Origin of the sequence: Micromonospora sp. S-DT3-3-22 (assembly GCF_015354745.1) — a bacterium.
Lineage (GTDB): Bacteria > Actinomycetota > Actinomycetes > Mycobacteriales > Micromonosporaceae > Micromonospora > Micromonospora wenchangensis.
In genome coordinates this window covers 1-16013 of sequence record NZ_JACGMO010000023.1, presented here as the reverse complement: position 1 = coordinate 16013, position 16013 = coordinate 1, and the positions used below count along the sequence as shown (strand labels likewise).

The following is a 16013-nucleotide window of genomic DNA, read 5'->3' as shown; positions in this document are numbered from 1 at the left end:
GAGTGTACGGAGCCGCACACTGGTGTCCGTGAGATGCCTCGTCACCGGCGCGACCGGATACATCGGTGGACGGCTCGCGCCCCGCCTGCTGGCCGAGGGGCACCAGGTGCGCTGTCTGGCCCGTAAGGCCGGTCGGCTGCGCGACGTGCCCTGGGCGGCGCAGGCCGAGATCGCCGAGGGGGACCTGCGCCGGCCGGAGACGCTCCCGGCCGCCTTCGCCGACGTCGACGTCGCGTACTACCTGGTGCACTCGCTCGGGCAGGCCGACTTCGAGGCGGCCGACCGGGAGGCGGCCACCAACTTCGCCGAGGCCGCCGCCGCGGCCGGCGTACGCCGGATCGTCTACCTGGGCGGGCCGGAGCCGGCGGCCGGCGGCTCGACCTCGCCGCACCTGCGGTCCCGGGCCGAGGTGGCCCGGATCCTGCTGGCCGGCGAGGTGCCCACGGTGGTGCTGCGGGCCGCCGTGATCATCGGGTCCGGGTCCGCCTCGTTCGAGATGCTGCGCCACCTCACCGAACGGCTGCCGGCCATGGTCACCCCCCGCTGGGTCCGCAACCGCATCCAGCCGATCGCCGTCCGGGACGTGCTGCGCTACCTGGTCGGCTGCGCCGGCCTGCCCCCGGAGGTGGACCGGGCGTTCGACATCGCCGGCCCGGACGTGCTCACCTTCCGGGAGATGATGCAGCGGTACGCGCGGGTCGCCGGGCTGCGCCGCCGGATCATCGTGCCGGTCCGCCCGCTGACCCCGGCGCTGTCCTCGCACTGGGTGGGGCTGATCACCCCGGTGCCGAACGCCATCGCCCGCCCGCTGGTGGAGAGCCTGATCCACGAGGCGGTCGCGCACGAGCACGACATCGCCCGGTGGCTGCCCGACCCGCCGGGCGGGCTGACCGGCTTCGACGACGCCGTCGCGCTGGCCCTGACCAAGGTGCGCGACGCCCAGGTGGAGACCCGCTGGTCGAACGCGAGCGGCCCGGACGCCCCGGCCGAACCCCTGCCGTCGGACCCGGACTGGTCCGGCGGGACCGCCTACACCGACGTCCGGGAGCAGGAGGTGGCCGCCCCGCCGGCCGCGCTCTGGCGGGTCATCGAGGGCGTCGGCGGCGAGCACGGCTGGTACTCGTTTCCGCTCGCCTGGTCGGTACGCGGCTGGCTGGACCGGCTGGTCGGCGGGGTGGGGCTGCGCCGGGGCCGGCGCGATCCGCACCGCCTGCAGGTCGGCGAGGCGCTGGACTTCTGGCGGGTGGAGGAGATCGTCCCCGGGGAGCTGCTGCGGCTGCGCGCCGAGATGCGGCTGCCCGGCCGGGCCTGGCTGGAGCTGCGCGCCGAGCCGGCCGGCGACGGCCACAGCCGGTACGTGCAACGCGCCGTCTTCCTCCCCCGGGGCCTGCCCGGCCACCTCTACTGGCTGTCGGTGGCCCCGTTCCACGCCGTCGTCTTCGGCGGCATGGCCCGCAACATCGCCCGGCACACCCCAACCCCCTGATCCCCCACCTCGTGTCGATCATGGAGTTGTGGTGGACGGATCAGACCGTTTTGGTCCGTTATGCGAGCACCACAACTCCATGATCGACGGGGTGAGGCGGGGTGGGTGGGGTGGAGTGGGGTGGGTGGGGTCAGTTGCCGTCGCGGGGGGTGGGGGCGAGGCGGTAGGTGATCGACTCGTTGGGCGGGACGAAGTCGCGGACCGGGCTGTCGGCCAGGGCGGCGGCGAGGATACGGCCCACCGCGTCGACCATCCGGGACTGGACGGCGGCGCCGACGGCGTCCCGGGGGTCGTCGGGGTTGGCGGCGATCTGGGCCACCGCGAGCTGCGGGGTGAACGCCACCACCGACTCGGTCTCGTTCCGTTCCGAACTGCCGGTCTTGCCGGCCACCGGGCGACCCAGCCCCGGGCGGAGCTGCTCGGCCGTGCCGCCGTCGCAGCGGCGGTACATCGACTGGTCGCCGACCGGGCAGCGGGCCGCGTCGGCGGCGGCGCGGGCCACCTCGGTGTCGATCACCTGCCGGCAGTCGGGCCGGCCGGCGGCCACCTCCTTCCCGGCGCTGTCGGTGATCGACACGACCGGCAGCGGCGCGCACCAGGTCCCCTCGGCGGCCACCGTGGCGTACGCGTTGGCCAGGTCGAGCGGGGTGGTGGAGGAGACGCCGAGGGTGAACGCCCCCCAGTTGCGCGCCCCGGAGCGGGCCAGCTCGGCGTCGTCGGGGGCGCGGAACCGGATGCCCAGCCGCTCGGCCATCTCGACCACCCGTTCCGCGCCGACCTTCTCGGTGAGCCAGGCGAAGTAGGTGTTCACCGACCGGCCGAAGGCGGTCCACATGGTGCGGTAGCCGTCCATCCACTCGGGGGTGGCGTTGACCGGGCACCACCGGCCGCCGCAGCTCGACCGGGGGTCGTCGGTCGGGAACCGGGTCACGATCCGGCTCGGCGCGACGAAGGCGGTCTCCAGCGGCAGCCCGGACTCCAGGGCGGCCAGCAGGGTGAACAGCTTGAACGTCGAACCGGCCTGGTAGCCCTCGATGCCGTTGCCACCGGCGACGAGCTGGTTGACCGTGTTCGGGTAGTTCTGCTGCCCGGCCGGGTTGGGGGCGACGCTGTAGTGGCGGTTCACCGCCAGGGCCAGCACCCGCCCGGTGCCGGGCTGGACCACCGCCGCCGGCGCCGCCCGGGGGTCGTCCACGTCGTAGATGCCGGTCACCTGGCGTACGGCGGCCCGCTGCACCGCCGGGTCGAGCGAGGAGACGATCCGGAAGCCGCCCCGGCGCAGGGTGTCCTGCCGTTCGGCGGCGGTCGCGCCGAAGGCGGGCTGGTCGCTCCACCACTGGGTGAACCAGTCGCAGAAGAAGCCCCAGTCGTTGCGCTGCTCGGGTACGGCGGTGCAGTCGTTCGGCGTCCGGCTGGGCCGTAGATCGAGCGGTTCCTCGCGGGCCTGCGCCGCGTCGACCGGCCCGACCTGGGCCAGCGCCACCATCCGGTCCAGCACGTACGAGCGCCGGGTCAGCGCCGCGTCGGCGTCGCCGTTGATCGGGTCGTCGCTGTCCGGGGAGCGGACCAGCCCGGCCAGCAGCGACGCCTGGGCCAGGGTCAGCCGGGCCGGGGTGGTGGAGAAGTAGCGCTTGGTGGCGGCGGCGATCCCGTACGCCCCGGCGCCGAAGTAGGCGATGTTCAGGTAGCGGGTGAGGATCTCGTCCTTGGTCAGCTCGCGCTCCAGCGCCAGGGCGTACCGCATCTCCTGGAGCTTGCGGGCGGTGCTGATCTCGGTGGCCTTCTTCCGCTGCTCCTTGGTCAACCGGGGATCGTTGCTGAGCACGTTGCGGACATACTGCATGGTCAGCGTGGAGGCGCCCTGCCGGGCCCGGCCGTCGCGCTGGTTGACGGTGAACGCCCGGACCACGCCCCGCAGGTCGACGCCCCGGTGCTGGTAGAACCGGGCGTCCTCGGCGGCCACGATGGCCTGCCGCATCACCGGGGCCACCTTGGCCAGCGGCACGTCCACCCGGTCCTCGGTGTAGAAGGACGTGACCAGGGTGACGCCGTCGGCGGCGTACAGGGTGGACCGCTGGGCGGTGGGTGGGGTGCGCAGGGTGTTGGGCAGTTCGGCGTAGGACGAGGCGAGGCCGCCGAAGCCGAGGCCGAACACCAGCGCGAGCGGCAGGGCCGCCGCGGCCAGCACCAGGCCGGCGAGGACGCCGGCGAGCAGCACGGTGAACGCCTTGTGGAGGGCCCGGATCATCAGTACTCCCCGCAGGAGTCGTCAGGACCCGTTCAGCATGACCCGCAAAACCGCCCGAACTCTCATCTTTCCCCGAAACCGGAGGAAGTTCGCGAGACGGACACGGCGCGCGGGCCGGGACACGCCGCGCCGGTCACCCGGACGGGCCGCCGCTCAGCCGGCCGTCACGGCAGCAGGGCCGAGGTGAGCGGGTGCACCGTCTCCTCGATCTCGTCGGCCACCCGGCTGAAGCACTGGTCGCCCCGGCCCCACGGATCGTCCAGGTCGTCGGAGTGCAGCGCGCCCGCCCCCTGCCGGGCCGCGTCGACCGCCGCCACCAGGGCCACCCCCCGGGCGTACACCGCGTCCGGGGTGGCCCCGGCCGGCGGCAGGGCGGTGGTGTCCAACGCGCCGAGCAGCCGGCCGAACTCACCCAGCACGAACGTGCGCGCCGCCGCGTCCGGACGCAGCGCCACCACGTACTCCTGCTGGTCGGCGGTGGCGGTGAGGACCAGGTCGGCGGCGTCGATCAGGTCGGAACGCAGCTTGCGGGCGGCGAAACCCTCGACGTCACCACCGCGACCCAACACCTGCCGGGCGGCCGGCGGGTTCATCTCCTCCCCCGCGTGCCACCCGCCGGTGCCGGCGCTGTGACTGTGCAGCAGCGCGTCCGCCCCGGCCGGGTCGACGCCGAGCCGCTCCAGCCGCTCGCGGACGGCGAGCACCAGCAGCCGTTCGGCCATCGGGGAACGGCAGATGTTGCCCATGCAGACGTGCAGGACGGTGAACGGCGGCACTCAGGCTCCCCGCTCGTCGAGGATGTCCGGCGCGACGTCGCGGAGCTGGTCGAGGGTGATCGCGCCGGCCCGCAGCAGCCGGGGCGTCTCCCCGGTCAGGTCGACGATGGTGCTCGGCACCGGATCGGGACACGCCCCGGCCTCCAGGTAGACCCGCACCGAGTAGCTGAGCTGGTCGCGGGCCTCCTCCGCGGTCAACGACGGCGACTGGCCCACCTTGTTGGCCGCGGCCACCGCCATCGGGCCGGTCTCCCGCAGCACCTCCAGCGCCACCGGGTGCAGCGGCATCCGGACCGCCACCGTCCCGTCGGCGTCGCCGCCCAGGTCCCAGGCGAGGCTCGGCGAGTGCTCCACCACGATGGTCAACGCACCGGGCCAGAACGCCTCGACCAGGTCACGGGCCGCGCGGGGCAGCGAGAAGACCAGGCCGTCGAGGGTGTGCCGGGAGCCGATCAGCACCGGCGGCGCCGCCTGGCTGCCGCCCCGGGCGTCGGACAGGGCCTTGACCGCGTACGGGGTGAACGCGTCCGCACCGATCCCGTAGACCGTGTCGGTGGGCAGAACGACCAGCTCGCCGTTCTTGACCGCCTCGATCGCCGCGGCGATGCCGCGGTCCCGGTCGGCGGATGACCGACAGTCGTAGAGCATCACGAGGAGCCAGTCTGCCACGCCGACGCCGGGACGGCGTGCGGGCCGTCCGACCGGCGGGACGCGGTGGCGAACCGGGGCCGCCCGGCCAGGTCCCGGTGCGCCCGCACCGCCGTGTACCGGCCGTCGGCGGTCAGCAGCGCCGGCACCGCCCCGCCGTGCGTGTCGTCGTGCTCCACGCCCAGCTCGCCGTCGGGTCGCAGCAGCTCGGCCGCCCGGCGCAGCACCGGCCGCAGCACCACCAGCCCGTCCGCCCCGCCGAACACCGCCTCGTCGGGGTCGTGCCCGGCCACCTCCGGCGGGACCGGCACCGCCCGTGGCACGTACGGCGGGTTGCACAGCAGCACGTCCACCGCGCCGACCAGGTCGGCCAGCAGCCCCGGGTCGGTGACGTCGGCGGCCACCACCTCGACCGGCCGGTCCCCGACGGCGGCCCGCTCGGCGGCGTTGCGCCGCAGCCAGGCCAGCGCGTCCGGGGACCGTTCCACCGCCACCACCCGGGCCGCCGGCACCTCCCGGGCCACCGCCAGCGCGATCGCCCCGGAACCGCTGCACAGGTCGACCACCAGCGGGTCCGGCCGGGTCAGCGCCCGGTCGATGCCCCAGCCGGCCAGCAGCTCCGTCTCCGGGCGGGGCACGAAGACGCCCGGCCCGACGGCCAGCTCCAGGTGCCGGAAGCCGGCCCGCCCGGTCAGGTGCTGCAACGGCTCGCGGTCGGCCCGCCGGGCCACCAGCGCGTCGTAGCGGGCCCGCTGGGCGGCGGTGAAGCCGTCGGTCAGGGCCAGCCGGCCCCGGGGCACCTCCAGCACGTACGCGGCGAGCTGCTCCGCCTCGGACCGGGCCGACGCCACCCCGGCGGCGGCGAGGGTACGGGCGGCGCGGGCCACCACGGGCGAGGTCCGCTCGCGTTCTGTCCCTTCGGACGGGTGGCGTGGGAGTGAGGTCACGCCATAATCATGAGGCGTCGTCGGTCCCGCCACGAGTGGGTGCGGCCGGGCGCACACCGACGGGAGGTTCGCCAGGTGGGGTGGCTCGACCGGGTCGATGACCAGGTTGACGCCCTGACGCATGCCCGCAGCCTCCAGGAGGCGAGCCGCTCGGCCGAGGCGGTCGGCGTCCTCGACCGGGTGCTGCGCACCACCGCCGACCCGTACACCCGGGCGGACGCGCTGGTGCAGCGGCTCTGCGCGTTGATCAACCTGGGCCGGACGGCCGAGTTCACCCGGGCCATCGAGGAGGCCTCCGGGGCGGTGCGCGACCTGCCCGAGCCCTACCTGCACGGGCACCTCAACGCGCTGGCCGCGCTCGCCGCGCACCACCAGGGCGCGCTCGACCGCTGCGTCATGCACCTGGTCCGGGCGGCCCGGGCACTGGGCGCGGCGGAGGACCGGGACCGGGACACCGCCTGGGGCTGGCACGACCTGGCGATGGCCTACTCCTACCTCAGCTTCCACGGCTACGCGCTGGGCGCGATCGAGCGGGCCCGCCAGCACGGCGCCGCCGCCGGCATCCCCGAGGAGACCTTCGCCGCCCCCGGCATCCGGCTGCGCAACGCCGTCGCGCTGGACCACAACGGCGACAGCGACGGCTGCCTGCGGGTGCTCCGCGACATCGCGGCCGACCTGGCCCGGTTCGTCGACGACGGGCGGGCCGACCGGCTGCGGCCGAGCAGCCTCGCCGCGTACGGCTACGCGGCGGTCCGCCGGGCGGCGCTCGGCGACGCGACCCCGGTCGGCCCGGAGCCGGCCCGGCTGCTCGACCACGGCGGGGACAGCGCCCGTGCCCGGGACATGCGCCAGCTCGGCCATGTCTGCCTGGCGGTCGCCGACGGCCGCCCGATCGAGGCGATCACCCGGCTGGACTCGGCCCGGGTGTCGGCCGAGACGCTCGGCGCGGCGGAGCTGTCCCGGCTGCGCAGCATCGCCTTCTCCCGGGCCGGCGACCACGCCGCCGCGCACCGCGCCGACCGGATGGCGTTCCGGCTGGCCGCCCAGCGCAACGACCGGCTGCGCGACGTCTACATCGACGGCATCGCGGCCCGCATCGACCACGAGGAGATGCGCCGGGAGGCCGCCCGCTACGAGGGTGAGGCGCTCACCGACCCGTTGACCGGGCTGCCCAACCGGCGGCGGCTGGAGCGCTACATCGGCTCGGTGGTGTCCCGGGGCGAGCGGGTGGTGATCGGCGTCTGCGACCTCGACGGCTTCAAGGCGGTCAACACCACCCACGGCCACCACTCCGGTGACCTGGTGCTGCAACGCATCGCCGGGGTGATCAACCGGGTGATGCGGCGGGGCGACTTCGTGGCCCGCTACGGCGGCGACGAGTTCGTGGTGGTGCTCTCCGGGGCCGGCATGGCCGAGGCTGCCGAGGTGGCCCGCCGGATCGACGCGGCGGTGCGCACCGAGGACTGGGAGTCGCTGGTGCCCGGCACCCCGGTCGGGGTGAGCATCGGGTTCGCCGAGGTCGCCGGCACCGGCACCGCGCTGCGCGACGCCCTCGGGCTCGCGTTCGAGATCGCCGACCGGGAGATGCTGCGCGCCAAGGCCCGCTCCCGCGCCTCCTGACCCTCACCCCTGGAAGTTCTCCCACCGGCCCGCCACGACACCGTCAGGCGCGCTGTGGCGAGCCGCGCCGGGCCGCTGTGCGCCCGGCCGGCCCCCGGACCGGGTCAGCGGCGGGTCAGCTCGGTGTCGCCGGCGAGCCGGGCGGCCCGGTCCGCCTCGGCGAGGGCGTCCAGGACGCCGTCCAGCTCCCCGGCGAGCGCCAGGTCGAGGTTGTACGCGGTGTAGCCGATCCGGTGGTCGGTGATCCGGTTCTGCGGGAAGTTGTAGGTGCGGATGCGCTCCGAGCGGTCCACGGTGCGCACCTGCGCCTTACGGGCGTCCGAGGCGGCGGCGTCGGCCTGCTCCTGGGCCACCGCCAGCAGCCGGGCCCGCAGGATGCGCATCGCCTGTTCCCGGTTCTGCAACTGGGACTTCTCGTTCTGGCAGGAGACCACCACGCCGGTGGGCAGGTGGGTGATGCGTACCGCCGAGTCGGTGGTGTTCACCGACTGGCCGCCCGGCCCCGACGAGCGGAACACGTCGATCCGCAGCTCGTTCGGGTCGATGGTGACGTCGACGTCCTCGGCCTCGGGCAGCACCAGGACACCGGCCGCGCTGGTGTGGATGCGGCCCTGCGACTCGGTCACCGGGACCCGCTGCACCCGGTGCACCCCGCCCTCCCACTTCAACCGGGACCAGACGCCGTTGCCGCCGTCCGGGACCCCCTTGGTCTTGATCGCCAGCGAGACGTCCTTGACCCCGCCGAGGTCGGAGTCCTGCGCGTCGATCACCTCGGTCAGCCAGCCGTGCCGCTCGGCGTACCTGGTGTACATCCGCAGCAGGTCCCCGGCGAACAGCGCGGACTCCTCGCCGCCCTCGCCGGCCTTGATCTCGATGATCACGTCCTTGGCGTCGTGCGGGTCGCGGGGGATCAGCAGCTCGGCCAGCCGCTCCTCCAGCGCCGGCAGGGTCGCCGCGATGGAGTCGGCCTCCTCGCTGAACGCCGGGTCCTCGGCGGCCAGCTCGCGGGCCGCCACCAGGTCGGCGCGGGCCTGTTCCAGCTCACCGGCGGCCTTGTGCAGCGGGACCAGCTCGGCGTAGCGGCGACCGACCCGGCGGGCGGTGTTCTGGTCGGCGTGGATGGCCGGGTCGGCCAGCCGCTTCTCCAGCTCGGCGTACTCGTCGAGGAGGGCGGCCAGGCGCTCGCTGCTCATGCGGGGGGTGCTCCTTCGACGGGTCCGGCGGCGGTGGAACGGGACACGGAGGTCACGGGTGGGCGCAACGGACGACGCCCGCGTCCGGCACGGGGCCGGACACGGGCGTCGTCGGTGGAGCTACTTGGCCTTCTTCGCCTGGACCTTGGCGTACTTCTGCTGGAACTTGGCGACCCGGCCCGCGGTGTCGAGGACGCGCTGCTTGCCGGTGTAGAACGGGTGGCAGGCGCTGCAGGTCTCGACGCTGATCGAGCCGCCCTTGGCGGTGCTGCGGGTCGTGAAGGAGTTGCCGCAGGAGCACTTGACCTCGGTCGTCGTGTACTCCGGGTGGATGTTGGGCTTCATGTCGCCTCGGTCCTTTCGTCAGGTGGTCGCCGGGTCGCCGCTGATCCCCCGCCGCCTGGTGCGCGACGGACTCGGGCGTGAACCGGAACCGGTGGCCGATTGACCAGTGTGCCATGGGCGTGAGCCGACCCGACGGGCGGGCCGCACGATCGGTCCGGCAGTGGTAACGCCCGTCCCGCCATCCGCATTCCCGCCGCTCAGGCCCCGCATTCCTCGCCCGGCGGGCGGACCGGGTGGGCTCCTCCCCCAGGTTCAGAAGCCCACCCGGCCGGGCCGCCGGGCGGCGGACGCCTCCCCAGGTTCCCCCGCCGCCCGTCGGTGGCCGGGCCCGGCCCGCTCGGCCGGGACCGGCCCGCCCCCAGTCAACCCGGCCACGTACAGAATTTTCAAGAGCCGCCAGGCCCATCGAAAGAAAAGTCCACAAACGCAATTCCCGGGTACGACGAAGGGCACGGCCGCTGCGGCCGTGCCCTTCGTGGCGGTCTCACCCGGAGCGGGTCACTCCCCCGGTGTCGACTTGGCGATCTGCATCAGGAACTCGATGTTGGTGCGGGACTGCTTGAGCCGGTCGAGCAGCAGGTCCAGCGCCGCCTGCGAGTCCAGCGAGTGCAGCACCTTGCGGAGCTTGTGGATGATGGCCAGTTCCTCCGGCGCGAGCAGGATCTCCTCCTTGCGCGTACCCGAGGCGCTGACGTCCACGGCCGGGAAGGTGCGCTTGTCGGCGATCTTCCGGTCGAGCTTCAGCTCCGCGTTGCCGGTGCCCTTGAACTCCTCGAAGATGACCGTGTCCGCCATCGACCCGGTCTCCACCAGCGCGGTGGCGAGGATGGTCAGCGAGCCGCCGTTCTCGATGTTGCGGGCCGCACCCAGGAACCGCTTCGGCGGGTAGAGCGCCGTCGAGTCGATACCACCGGACATGATCCGGCCGGAGGCCGGCGCCGCCAGGTTGTACGACCGGCCGAGCCGGGTCACCGAGTCGAGCAGCACGACCACGTCGTGCCCCAGCTCGACCAGTCGCTTGGCCCGCTCGATCGCCAGCTCGGCGACCGTGGTGTGGTCCTGCGGCGGACGGTCGAACGTGGCCGCGATGACCTCGCCCTTCACCGACCGCTGCATGTCGGTGACCTCTTCGGGCCGCTCGTCGACAAGGACCACCATCAGGTGGCACTCCGGGTTGTTGTGCGTGATCGCGTTCGCGATCGCCTGGAGCACCATGGTCTTGCCGGCCTTGGGCGGCGACACGATCAGCGCCCGCTGCCCCTTACCCAACGGCATCACCAGGTCGATCACCCGGGTGGTCAGGATGTGCGGCTCGGTCTCCAGCCGCAACCGCTCCTGCGGGTACAGCGGGGTGAGCTTGTAGAACTCGGGACGGCGGCGGGCCTCGTCCGGCTCCATGCCGTTGATGGTGTCCAGCCGCACCAGCGGGTTGTACTTGTCCCGCCGCTGGTCGCCGCCGCCTCCGCTGTCCCGGGCGGCCCGGACCGCGCCGGTGATCGCGTCGCCCCGGCGCAGGCCGTACTTCTTGATCTGCGACATGGAGACGTAGACGTCGTTCGGGCCGGCCAGGTAGCCGGTGGTCCGCACGAAGGCGTAGTTGTCGAGCACGTCGATGATGCCGGCCACCGGGACCAGCACCTCGTCCTCGCCGACCTGCGGCTCCCGGCCACCGCCGGTGTCGTTGCCGCCCTCGGCCCGGTCACCCCGGCCCCGACGACGGTCCCGGAACCGGCTGCGCCGGCCCCGCCGGCCGCCGCCCTCGTCGTCGTCGGAGTCGTCCCGGTTGTCGCGGTTGTCGCGCTGACCACGGTCGCCACCCCGGTCGTTGCGGTCGGCCCGCTCGCCCCGGTCGTTGCGCTCGCTCCGGTCGTTGCGGTCGCCCCGGTCGCTGCGCTCGGTCCGCTCCGCCCGGTCGTTACCGGCCCGCTCGGCCCGCTCGCCCCGGTCGTTGCCCGCGCGCTCGGCCCGGTCGCCACGGCCGGCCCGGTCGTTGTCCGTCCGCTCGGCCCGGTCGTTACCGGTCCGCTCGGTCCCGGTCCGCTCGTTACCGGCCCGCTCGGTCCCGGCGCGCTCGCCACGGTCCCGGCCGGTACGACCCTCGGCCCGCTCGGGACGCTCACCGGCCTCGACCGGCGGCTCCTCGGTACGGGTCTCGACGGGCCGTGCCTCGGCGGCCGGCCGCGACTCGGCGGTGCTGGCCCGGCTGCGCCGGGTCCGGGTCCGACCCTCGGTCTCGGTGGTGGCGGCAGGGGTGGCCGACGCCGGCTCGGCGGCACGCTCCGGGGTCACCTCAGCGTGCACCTCCTCCCGGACGGGAGCAGCCGCAGCCGCCACCTCGGCCCGCGGTCGAGGGGTGCCGGTCGCGGCGCCGCCCTGCTGCCGCTCGGAGATCGCGCTGATCAGCTCGCCCTTGCGCATGCGAGCGGTCCCGGAGATGCCGAGCGACGCGGCCAGGCTCTGCAGCTCCGGCAGCAGCATCGCCGACAGACCGGTACCGCTGCGCCGACGGCGGGCGGGGGCGGCGGTGGTGGCATCGCCAGCGACGTTGGAAACATCCGACGTCACGTCGGTGGTGTCGCTCAATGGATTCCTTCCCTCGATAGGCCGGGACTGCCCGGGATCGACAAGCAAGGTGGCCGGGCGGCCTCGGTGCACCCGCCTCGCATGACGCGTCGCGGGAGTCTGTGGCACAGCAGCCGGGCGGTTTCCCAACTCACCAACGTCGGTGAGCAGGTCTCGCCGTCTGCGGCGACCTGCGGAAACTGCGGTGCGGCGTGGGCCTTGGCAGGGGTGACGGGCTGACCGCCGAGAGCTTCGGGGTGCGCCGACCCGCAGAGAGATCGCGTGCTTCGCGGCTGTGCTGAGTCTAGAGCGTAATCAACTCTTCCGACCTGCGGCAACAGGGTCCCGCTCGGCGTGTCCCAGTCTACCCCGTGCGAGCGTCGCTCCGCGCACCTCTACCGGCAACCGCCAGACTTCCCATTCTGTTCCCGGGTCGAACCCGTCGGGCGGTGCGGTGAACGCCAGCACCGTCGGGCCCGCCCCACTGACCACAGCCGCCACACCGGCCACACGCAACTCGCTGACCAGGGCGGCGGTCTGTGGCATTCCCGCCGCACGGTAGTCCTGGTGCAGCCGGTCGACGGTGGCCGGCAGCAGCAGCTCCGGCGCGGCGGTCACCGCGTGCACCAGCAACGCCGACCGACCCGCGTTCAGCGCCGCGTCCCCGTGCGGCACCGTCGCCGGCAACGCCGCCCGCGCGGTGGCCGTCAGCCCCCGCACGGCCGGCACGAAGACGGTGGGCGAGACCCCGGGCGCGACCGGCAGCGAGACCGCCCGGCCACCGGTCGGCTCCATCCAGGCGATGGTGAACCCGCCGAGCAGGCACGGCGCGACGTTGTCCGGATGCCCCTCGATCTCGGCGGCCAGCCGCAGCACCGCCTCGTCGTCGAGCCGCTGCGCGCCGTCGGCGACCAGCCCCCGGGCCAGCAGCACCCCGGCCACGATCGCCGCCGAAGAGGAACCCAGGCCCCGGGCCTGCGGAATCCGGTTCACGCACTCCAGGGCCAGCCCCGGCGGCTGCGCGCCGAGCAGGTCGAAGGCCGCCCGCATGGCCACGACCACCAGGTGCCGGTCGTCCGGCGGCAGGTCGCCGGCGCCCTCGCCGGTCACCGCCACCCGGACGCCGTCCGGGGTCACCTCGGCGGCCACGTCGTCGTGCAGGGCGAGGGCGAGCCCGAGGGCGTCGAACCCGGGGCCCAGGTTGGCGCTGGTCGCGGGCACCCGCACCCGCACCGGCCCGGAGGTGAAAGTCGTCGGCACGGGATCATGCTAGGGCCCGGGACCGACGGGGACCGCCTCGCCCGGAAGGTGGAACTGGATCAGCTCGGCTAGCCTGACGCCGATCCATCGACCGGTCGGGAGGCGACGTGGCAATGCTCGGTTACCGGCTCACCCAGGTGCTGGGGCACCTACCCATCCTGCTGACCCTGCTGACCGTCCTGGTGCTCGGCGCCACCGCCGGCCGCCGGCTGCCCGGCCGGTCCCGGTCGTTCCTGCTCGCCGGGGCCGTCGTCCTGCTGCTGCTGGAACTGCTCACCACCGCCTGGGTCGCGGCCCTGCCGGACTTGATCCGCTCCGGCGGGATACGGCAGTACCAGATGTGGAGCCTCGCCGTCAGCGCGGTCGGCTGGATCGGCTACCCGATCGGCCTGGGCCTCATCGTCGCCGCCGTCTTCGTCGGCCGCCGCGCCGCGTCCCCGTCCCCCGTGCCCGGTCAGCCGTGGGGCACCTGGACGCCGCCGGCCGGTGGCCCCCCGACCGGGCACCCGGGTGGCCCGCCGCCCGGCTACGCCGCCGGTCAGGCCGCGGAGCACCCGGGTCGGGGCGGGTGGGGCGGGAGCGACCACCCGCCGGCCGCCCCGCCACAGGCCGACCGCGCCGACTGAGCCGGATCGACCGCGCCGCCTCCGGCCGTCAGCGGACGGTCGACGGGTCGCCCCCGGTGGCCGGGTCGGTGAGCGAGAGCCGGCGGGTGGCGATCCGCCAGCCCACCGCGTACACGACGGTGACCAGGCCGCAGCCGGCCAGCACCACCCGCTCGTCGACCCGGTCGACCACACCGGCCACCACCAGCTGACTGACCGAGATGGCCAGGGTCGCCAGCATCATGTCGGTGGCGAACACCCGGCCGCGCAGCCGGTCCGGCACCTCGCCCTGGAGGGCGAAGTTCGACAGGACCCAGTTGCTGCCGCCGCCGAAGTGGGCCACGAAGACCAGCAGCAGCACCAGCGGGAACCAGCTCGCCACCGCCGCGCCCAGGTAGGCCAGCCCGTACAGCGACATCGACAGGGCCAGGCCGGGCAGCAGCCAGGCCCGGTTGGTCAGCACCCGGCTCATCAGGATCGGCCCCACCAGCGCCCCCGCCCCGCGCGCCGCGAAGAGCAGGCCGGTGCCGACCGGCCCCGCCCCGTACACGGCGGCCAGCAGGGGGAAGACGGTCAGCACGCCGTTGCCCAGCCCCACCGCCGACTTCACCGTCACCAGCGCCAGCACCCGGGGCCGGTGCCGGATGTGCCCCAGCGCCTCGCGGATCGCCGTCCAGGTGCGCGGCGTCGACCGGTCGGCCTCCCGGGCGGCCTGCAACGGCCGGCGGATCAGCGCCGCCAGACCCGCCGCCGCCACCAGGCCGACCACCCCCACCCAGAAGCAGGCGTACGGCCCGACGGCCGCGGTCAGCACGCCACCGAGGGACGCCCCGACCACGGTCATCGTCCCCCAGGCGGAGCCGGCGACGGCGTTGCCGACGGCCAGGTCGGCCGGATCGAGCACGTTGGGCAGGGCGGCCTGGGCGGCCGGCGAGTAGAACGCCTTGCCGACCGCCACCGCCGTGATCGCCACCATGGCCAGCCAGGCCGTACCGGCGTTGCGGACACCGAGCAGCAGCAGCACACCGAGCAGCGTCACGCCGTTCGCGGCCATCATGATCTTCCGGCGGTCGAACCGGTCGGCGATGGTCCCGGTGTACGGCAGCAGCAGCGCCAACACCCCGGTGTCCAGCGCCAGCACCAGGGCGCCCCACACCCCGCTGCCGGTCAGCTCCGGCAGCAGCACCAGCAGCGGCACCATGACGAACCAGTCGGCGCCGAAGACCACCAGCTCGGCGAGGAAGAGATTGCGGAAGTCCCGGTTACGGACGAGAACGGAGAGCGGAGAGGACACGTGCCCGGACCCTACCCCCCGGGTCGGGAGCCGATCGGATGGCCCAGCAGCTGGGAGACCGTGACGAAGGTGTACCCCCGGGCCCGCAGGCCGGTGATCATCGAGTCCAGTCCCCGCAACGCCACCTGACGGTTCTCCGGGCCCGCGTCGTGGGCGAGCAGGATGGTGCCCGGCACGACGTCGGACACGATGCGCCGGGCGTGCCCCGCCGGGTCGTCCGGGTACTCCCCCTCCACCATCTGCAACGACCAGAGCACGACCCGGTAGTCGAGGCGTACGGCGGCGTGCAGCACCCCGCCGCCCAGGTGCCCGTACGGGGGCCGGAGCAGCCGGGGCGGCGTTCCGGTGACCTCGGCGATGGCCTCGTGCGACCGGCGCAGGTCGTCGTGCACGTCGGCGGCGGCCAGCCGGGCCAGGTCCCGGTGCCGCCAACTGTGGTTGCCCACCTCGTGCCGGTCCAGCCGCCCCCGGATCAGCCCGGCGTGCCGGCGCACCCGCTCCCCGACCAGGAAGAAGGTCGCCGGCACCGCGTGGCTGTCCAGGGTGTCCAGCACGGTCGGCGTCCACCGCGGCAGCGGGCCGTCGTCGAAGGTCAGCGCGACCAGCGGTCGCGTGGTCGGGGCGTGCCACACCACCTGGAGCCCGCCGGAGCCGACGTCCTGCCGCCGGTTGCCGACGGTGGCGCTGGCCGGGCCGGCGGACAACGGCAGGTGCCGGTCGGCCAGCCAGGCCCCCTGGGACATGCCGGCGGCCCCCAGCGCGACGCCGCCGGCCAGCAGTGCCCCGCCGCTCAGCACCCGTCGCCGGCCCCACCGCCCGCCGCCCGGCCCGGCCGGCTCCGCCCGATCTACGTCCATCACCCAGGGTGGATCGACGCTGACCGACAGTAGAGGAACACAGGGGTGACCGTACCCGGTGAACGGCCGGCTGTCCCGGGCGCGACGCGACGCGCCCCCGGCCCGGTGACCCCGGACCGGGGGCGCGTCGTGGCGCGTCGGCGGCCCTCCCCCGACCCGGTCGCGGCGGGTC

General features: G+C 74.5%; 13 protein-coding genes. 3 read left to right on the top strand and 10 right to left on the bottom strand.

Annotation, left to right across the window (positions count from 1 at the left end):
* The first annotated feature begins 28 nt into the window (after positions 1–28).
* On the top strand, positions 29–1486 hold the full coding sequence (locus tag H1A17_RS09435) for an SDR family oxidoreductase (protein ID WP_145921460.1): 1458 nt from the start codon (positions 29–31) through the stop codon (positions 1484–1486).
* Between the two features lie 130 nt (positions 1487–1616).
* Here the strand turns inward: H1A17_RS09435 and H1A17_RS09430 are convergent, their stop codons facing one another.
* The 4 genes from H1A17_RS09430 to prmC form a co-directional block, all read right to left on the bottom strand.
* On the bottom strand, positions 1617–3734 hold the full coding sequence (locus H1A17_RS09430; RefSeq protein ID WP_194821668.1) for a transglycosylase domain-containing protein: 2118 nt from the start codon (positions 3732–3734) through the stop codon (positions 1617–1619).
* Between the two features lie 164 nt (positions 3735–3898).
* Positions 3899–4510 (bottom strand): phosphotyrosine protein phosphatase, encoded by a 612-nt coding sequence (locus H1A17_RS09425; protein ID WP_145921462.1) that lies wholly within the window; start codon positions 4508–4510, stop codon positions 3899–3901.
* The gene (locus tag H1A17_RS09420; protein ID WP_145923016.1) at positions 4511–5158 is read right to left on the bottom strand and encodes an L-threonylcarbamoyladenylate synthase; all 648 of its coding nucleotides are present in this window, start codon (positions 5156–5158) and stop codon (positions 4511–4513) included. It abuts the gene before it with no gap.
* Positions 5158–6105, bottom strand: coding sequence for a peptide chain release factor N(5)-glutamine methyltransferase (prmC, locus tag H1A17_RS09415; protein WP_194821667.1), 948 nt, complete (start codon positions 6103–6105; stop codon positions 5158–5160). The genes H1A17_RS09420 and prmC overlap by 1 nt, the downstream gene beginning before the upstream one ends.
* Before the next feature lie 75 nt (positions 6106–6180).
* On the opposite strand from prmC, the gene H1A17_RS09410 reads away from it, so the two are divergent.
* Positions 6181–7725 (top strand): GGDEF domain-containing protein, encoded by a 1545-nt coding sequence (locus H1A17_RS09410; RefSeq protein WP_145921463.1) that lies wholly within the window; start codon positions 6181–6183, stop codon positions 7723–7725.
* Between the two features lie 104 nt (positions 7726–7829).
* Here the strand turns inward: H1A17_RS09410 and prfA are convergent, their stop codons facing one another.
* The 4 genes from prfA to thrB form a co-directional block, all read right to left on the bottom strand.
* Positions 7830–8918 carry a peptide chain release factor 1 gene (gene prfA, locus H1A17_RS09405; RefSeq protein ID WP_145921464.1) on the bottom strand — a complete coding sequence of 363 codons (1089 nt, stop codon included), beginning with the start codon at positions 8916–8918 and terminating at the stop codon, positions 7830–7832.
* 120 nt (positions 8919–9038) lie between these two features.
* Positions 9039–9263, bottom strand: coding sequence for a 50S ribosomal protein L31 (gene rpmE / locus H1A17_RS09400; RefSeq protein WP_088642795.1), 225 nt, complete (start codon positions 9261–9263; stop codon positions 9039–9041).
* 498 nt (positions 9264–9761) lie between these two features.
* The gene (gene rho, locus H1A17_RS09395; RefSeq protein ID WP_194821666.1) at positions 9762–11846 is read right to left on the bottom strand and encodes a transcription termination factor Rho; all 2085 of its coding nucleotides are present in this window, start codon (positions 11844–11846) and stop codon (positions 9762–9764) included.
* Positions 11847–12140: 294 nt separating this feature from the next.
* Positions 12141–13085: a homoserine kinase gene (gene thrB, locus H1A17_RS09390; RefSeq protein WP_194821665.1), complete on the bottom strand. Its 945-nt coding sequence runs from the start codon at positions 13083–13085 to the stop codon at positions 12141–12143.
* Between the two features lie 107 nt (positions 13086–13192).
* On the opposite strand from thrB, the gene H1A17_RS09385 reads away from it, so the two are divergent.
* Positions 13193–13711, top strand: coding sequence for a hypothetical protein (locus H1A17_RS09385; RefSeq protein ID WP_194821664.1), 519 nt, complete (start codon positions 13193–13195; stop codon positions 13709–13711).
* A gap of 28 nt (positions 13712–13739) precedes the next feature.
* On the opposite strand, the gene H1A17_RS09380 is transcribed toward H1A17_RS09385, so the two are convergent.
* Together H1A17_RS09380 and H1A17_RS09375 are read right to left on the bottom strand one after the other, a co-directional pair.
* Complete coding sequence (locus H1A17_RS09380) at positions 13740–14984, bottom strand: MFS transporter (protein WP_194821663.1); 1245 nt, start codon at positions 14982–14984, stop codon at positions 13740–13742.
* Positions 14985–14995: 11 nt separating this feature from the next.
* Complete coding sequence (locus H1A17_RS09375; RefSeq protein ID WP_194821680.1) at positions 14996–15841, bottom strand: polysaccharide deacetylase family protein; 846 nt, start codon at positions 15839–15841, stop codon at positions 14996–14998.
* Positions 15842–16013 lie beyond the last annotated feature (172 nt).

Coding starts and splice junctions, on each gene's coding strand:
- H1A17_RS09430 (WP_194821668.1), bottom strand. CDS start 3,734: ATGATCCGGGCCCTCCACAAGGCGTTCACCGTGCTGCTCGCCGGCGTC.
- H1A17_RS09420 (WP_145923016.1), bottom strand. CDS start 5,158: ATGCTCTACGACTGTCGGTCATCCGCCGACCGGGACCGCGGCATCGCC.
- prfA (WP_145921464.1), bottom strand. CDS start 8,918: ATGAGCAGCGAGCGCCTGGCCGCCCTCCTCGACGAGTACGCCGAGCTG.
- rpmE (WP_088642795.1), bottom strand. CDS start 9,263: ATGAAGCCCAACATCCACCCGGAGTACACGACGACCGAGGTCAAGTGC.
- H1A17_RS09375 (WP_194821680.1), bottom strand. CDS start 15,841: ATGGACGTAGATCGGGCGGAGCCGGCCGGGCCGGGCGGCGGGCGGTGG.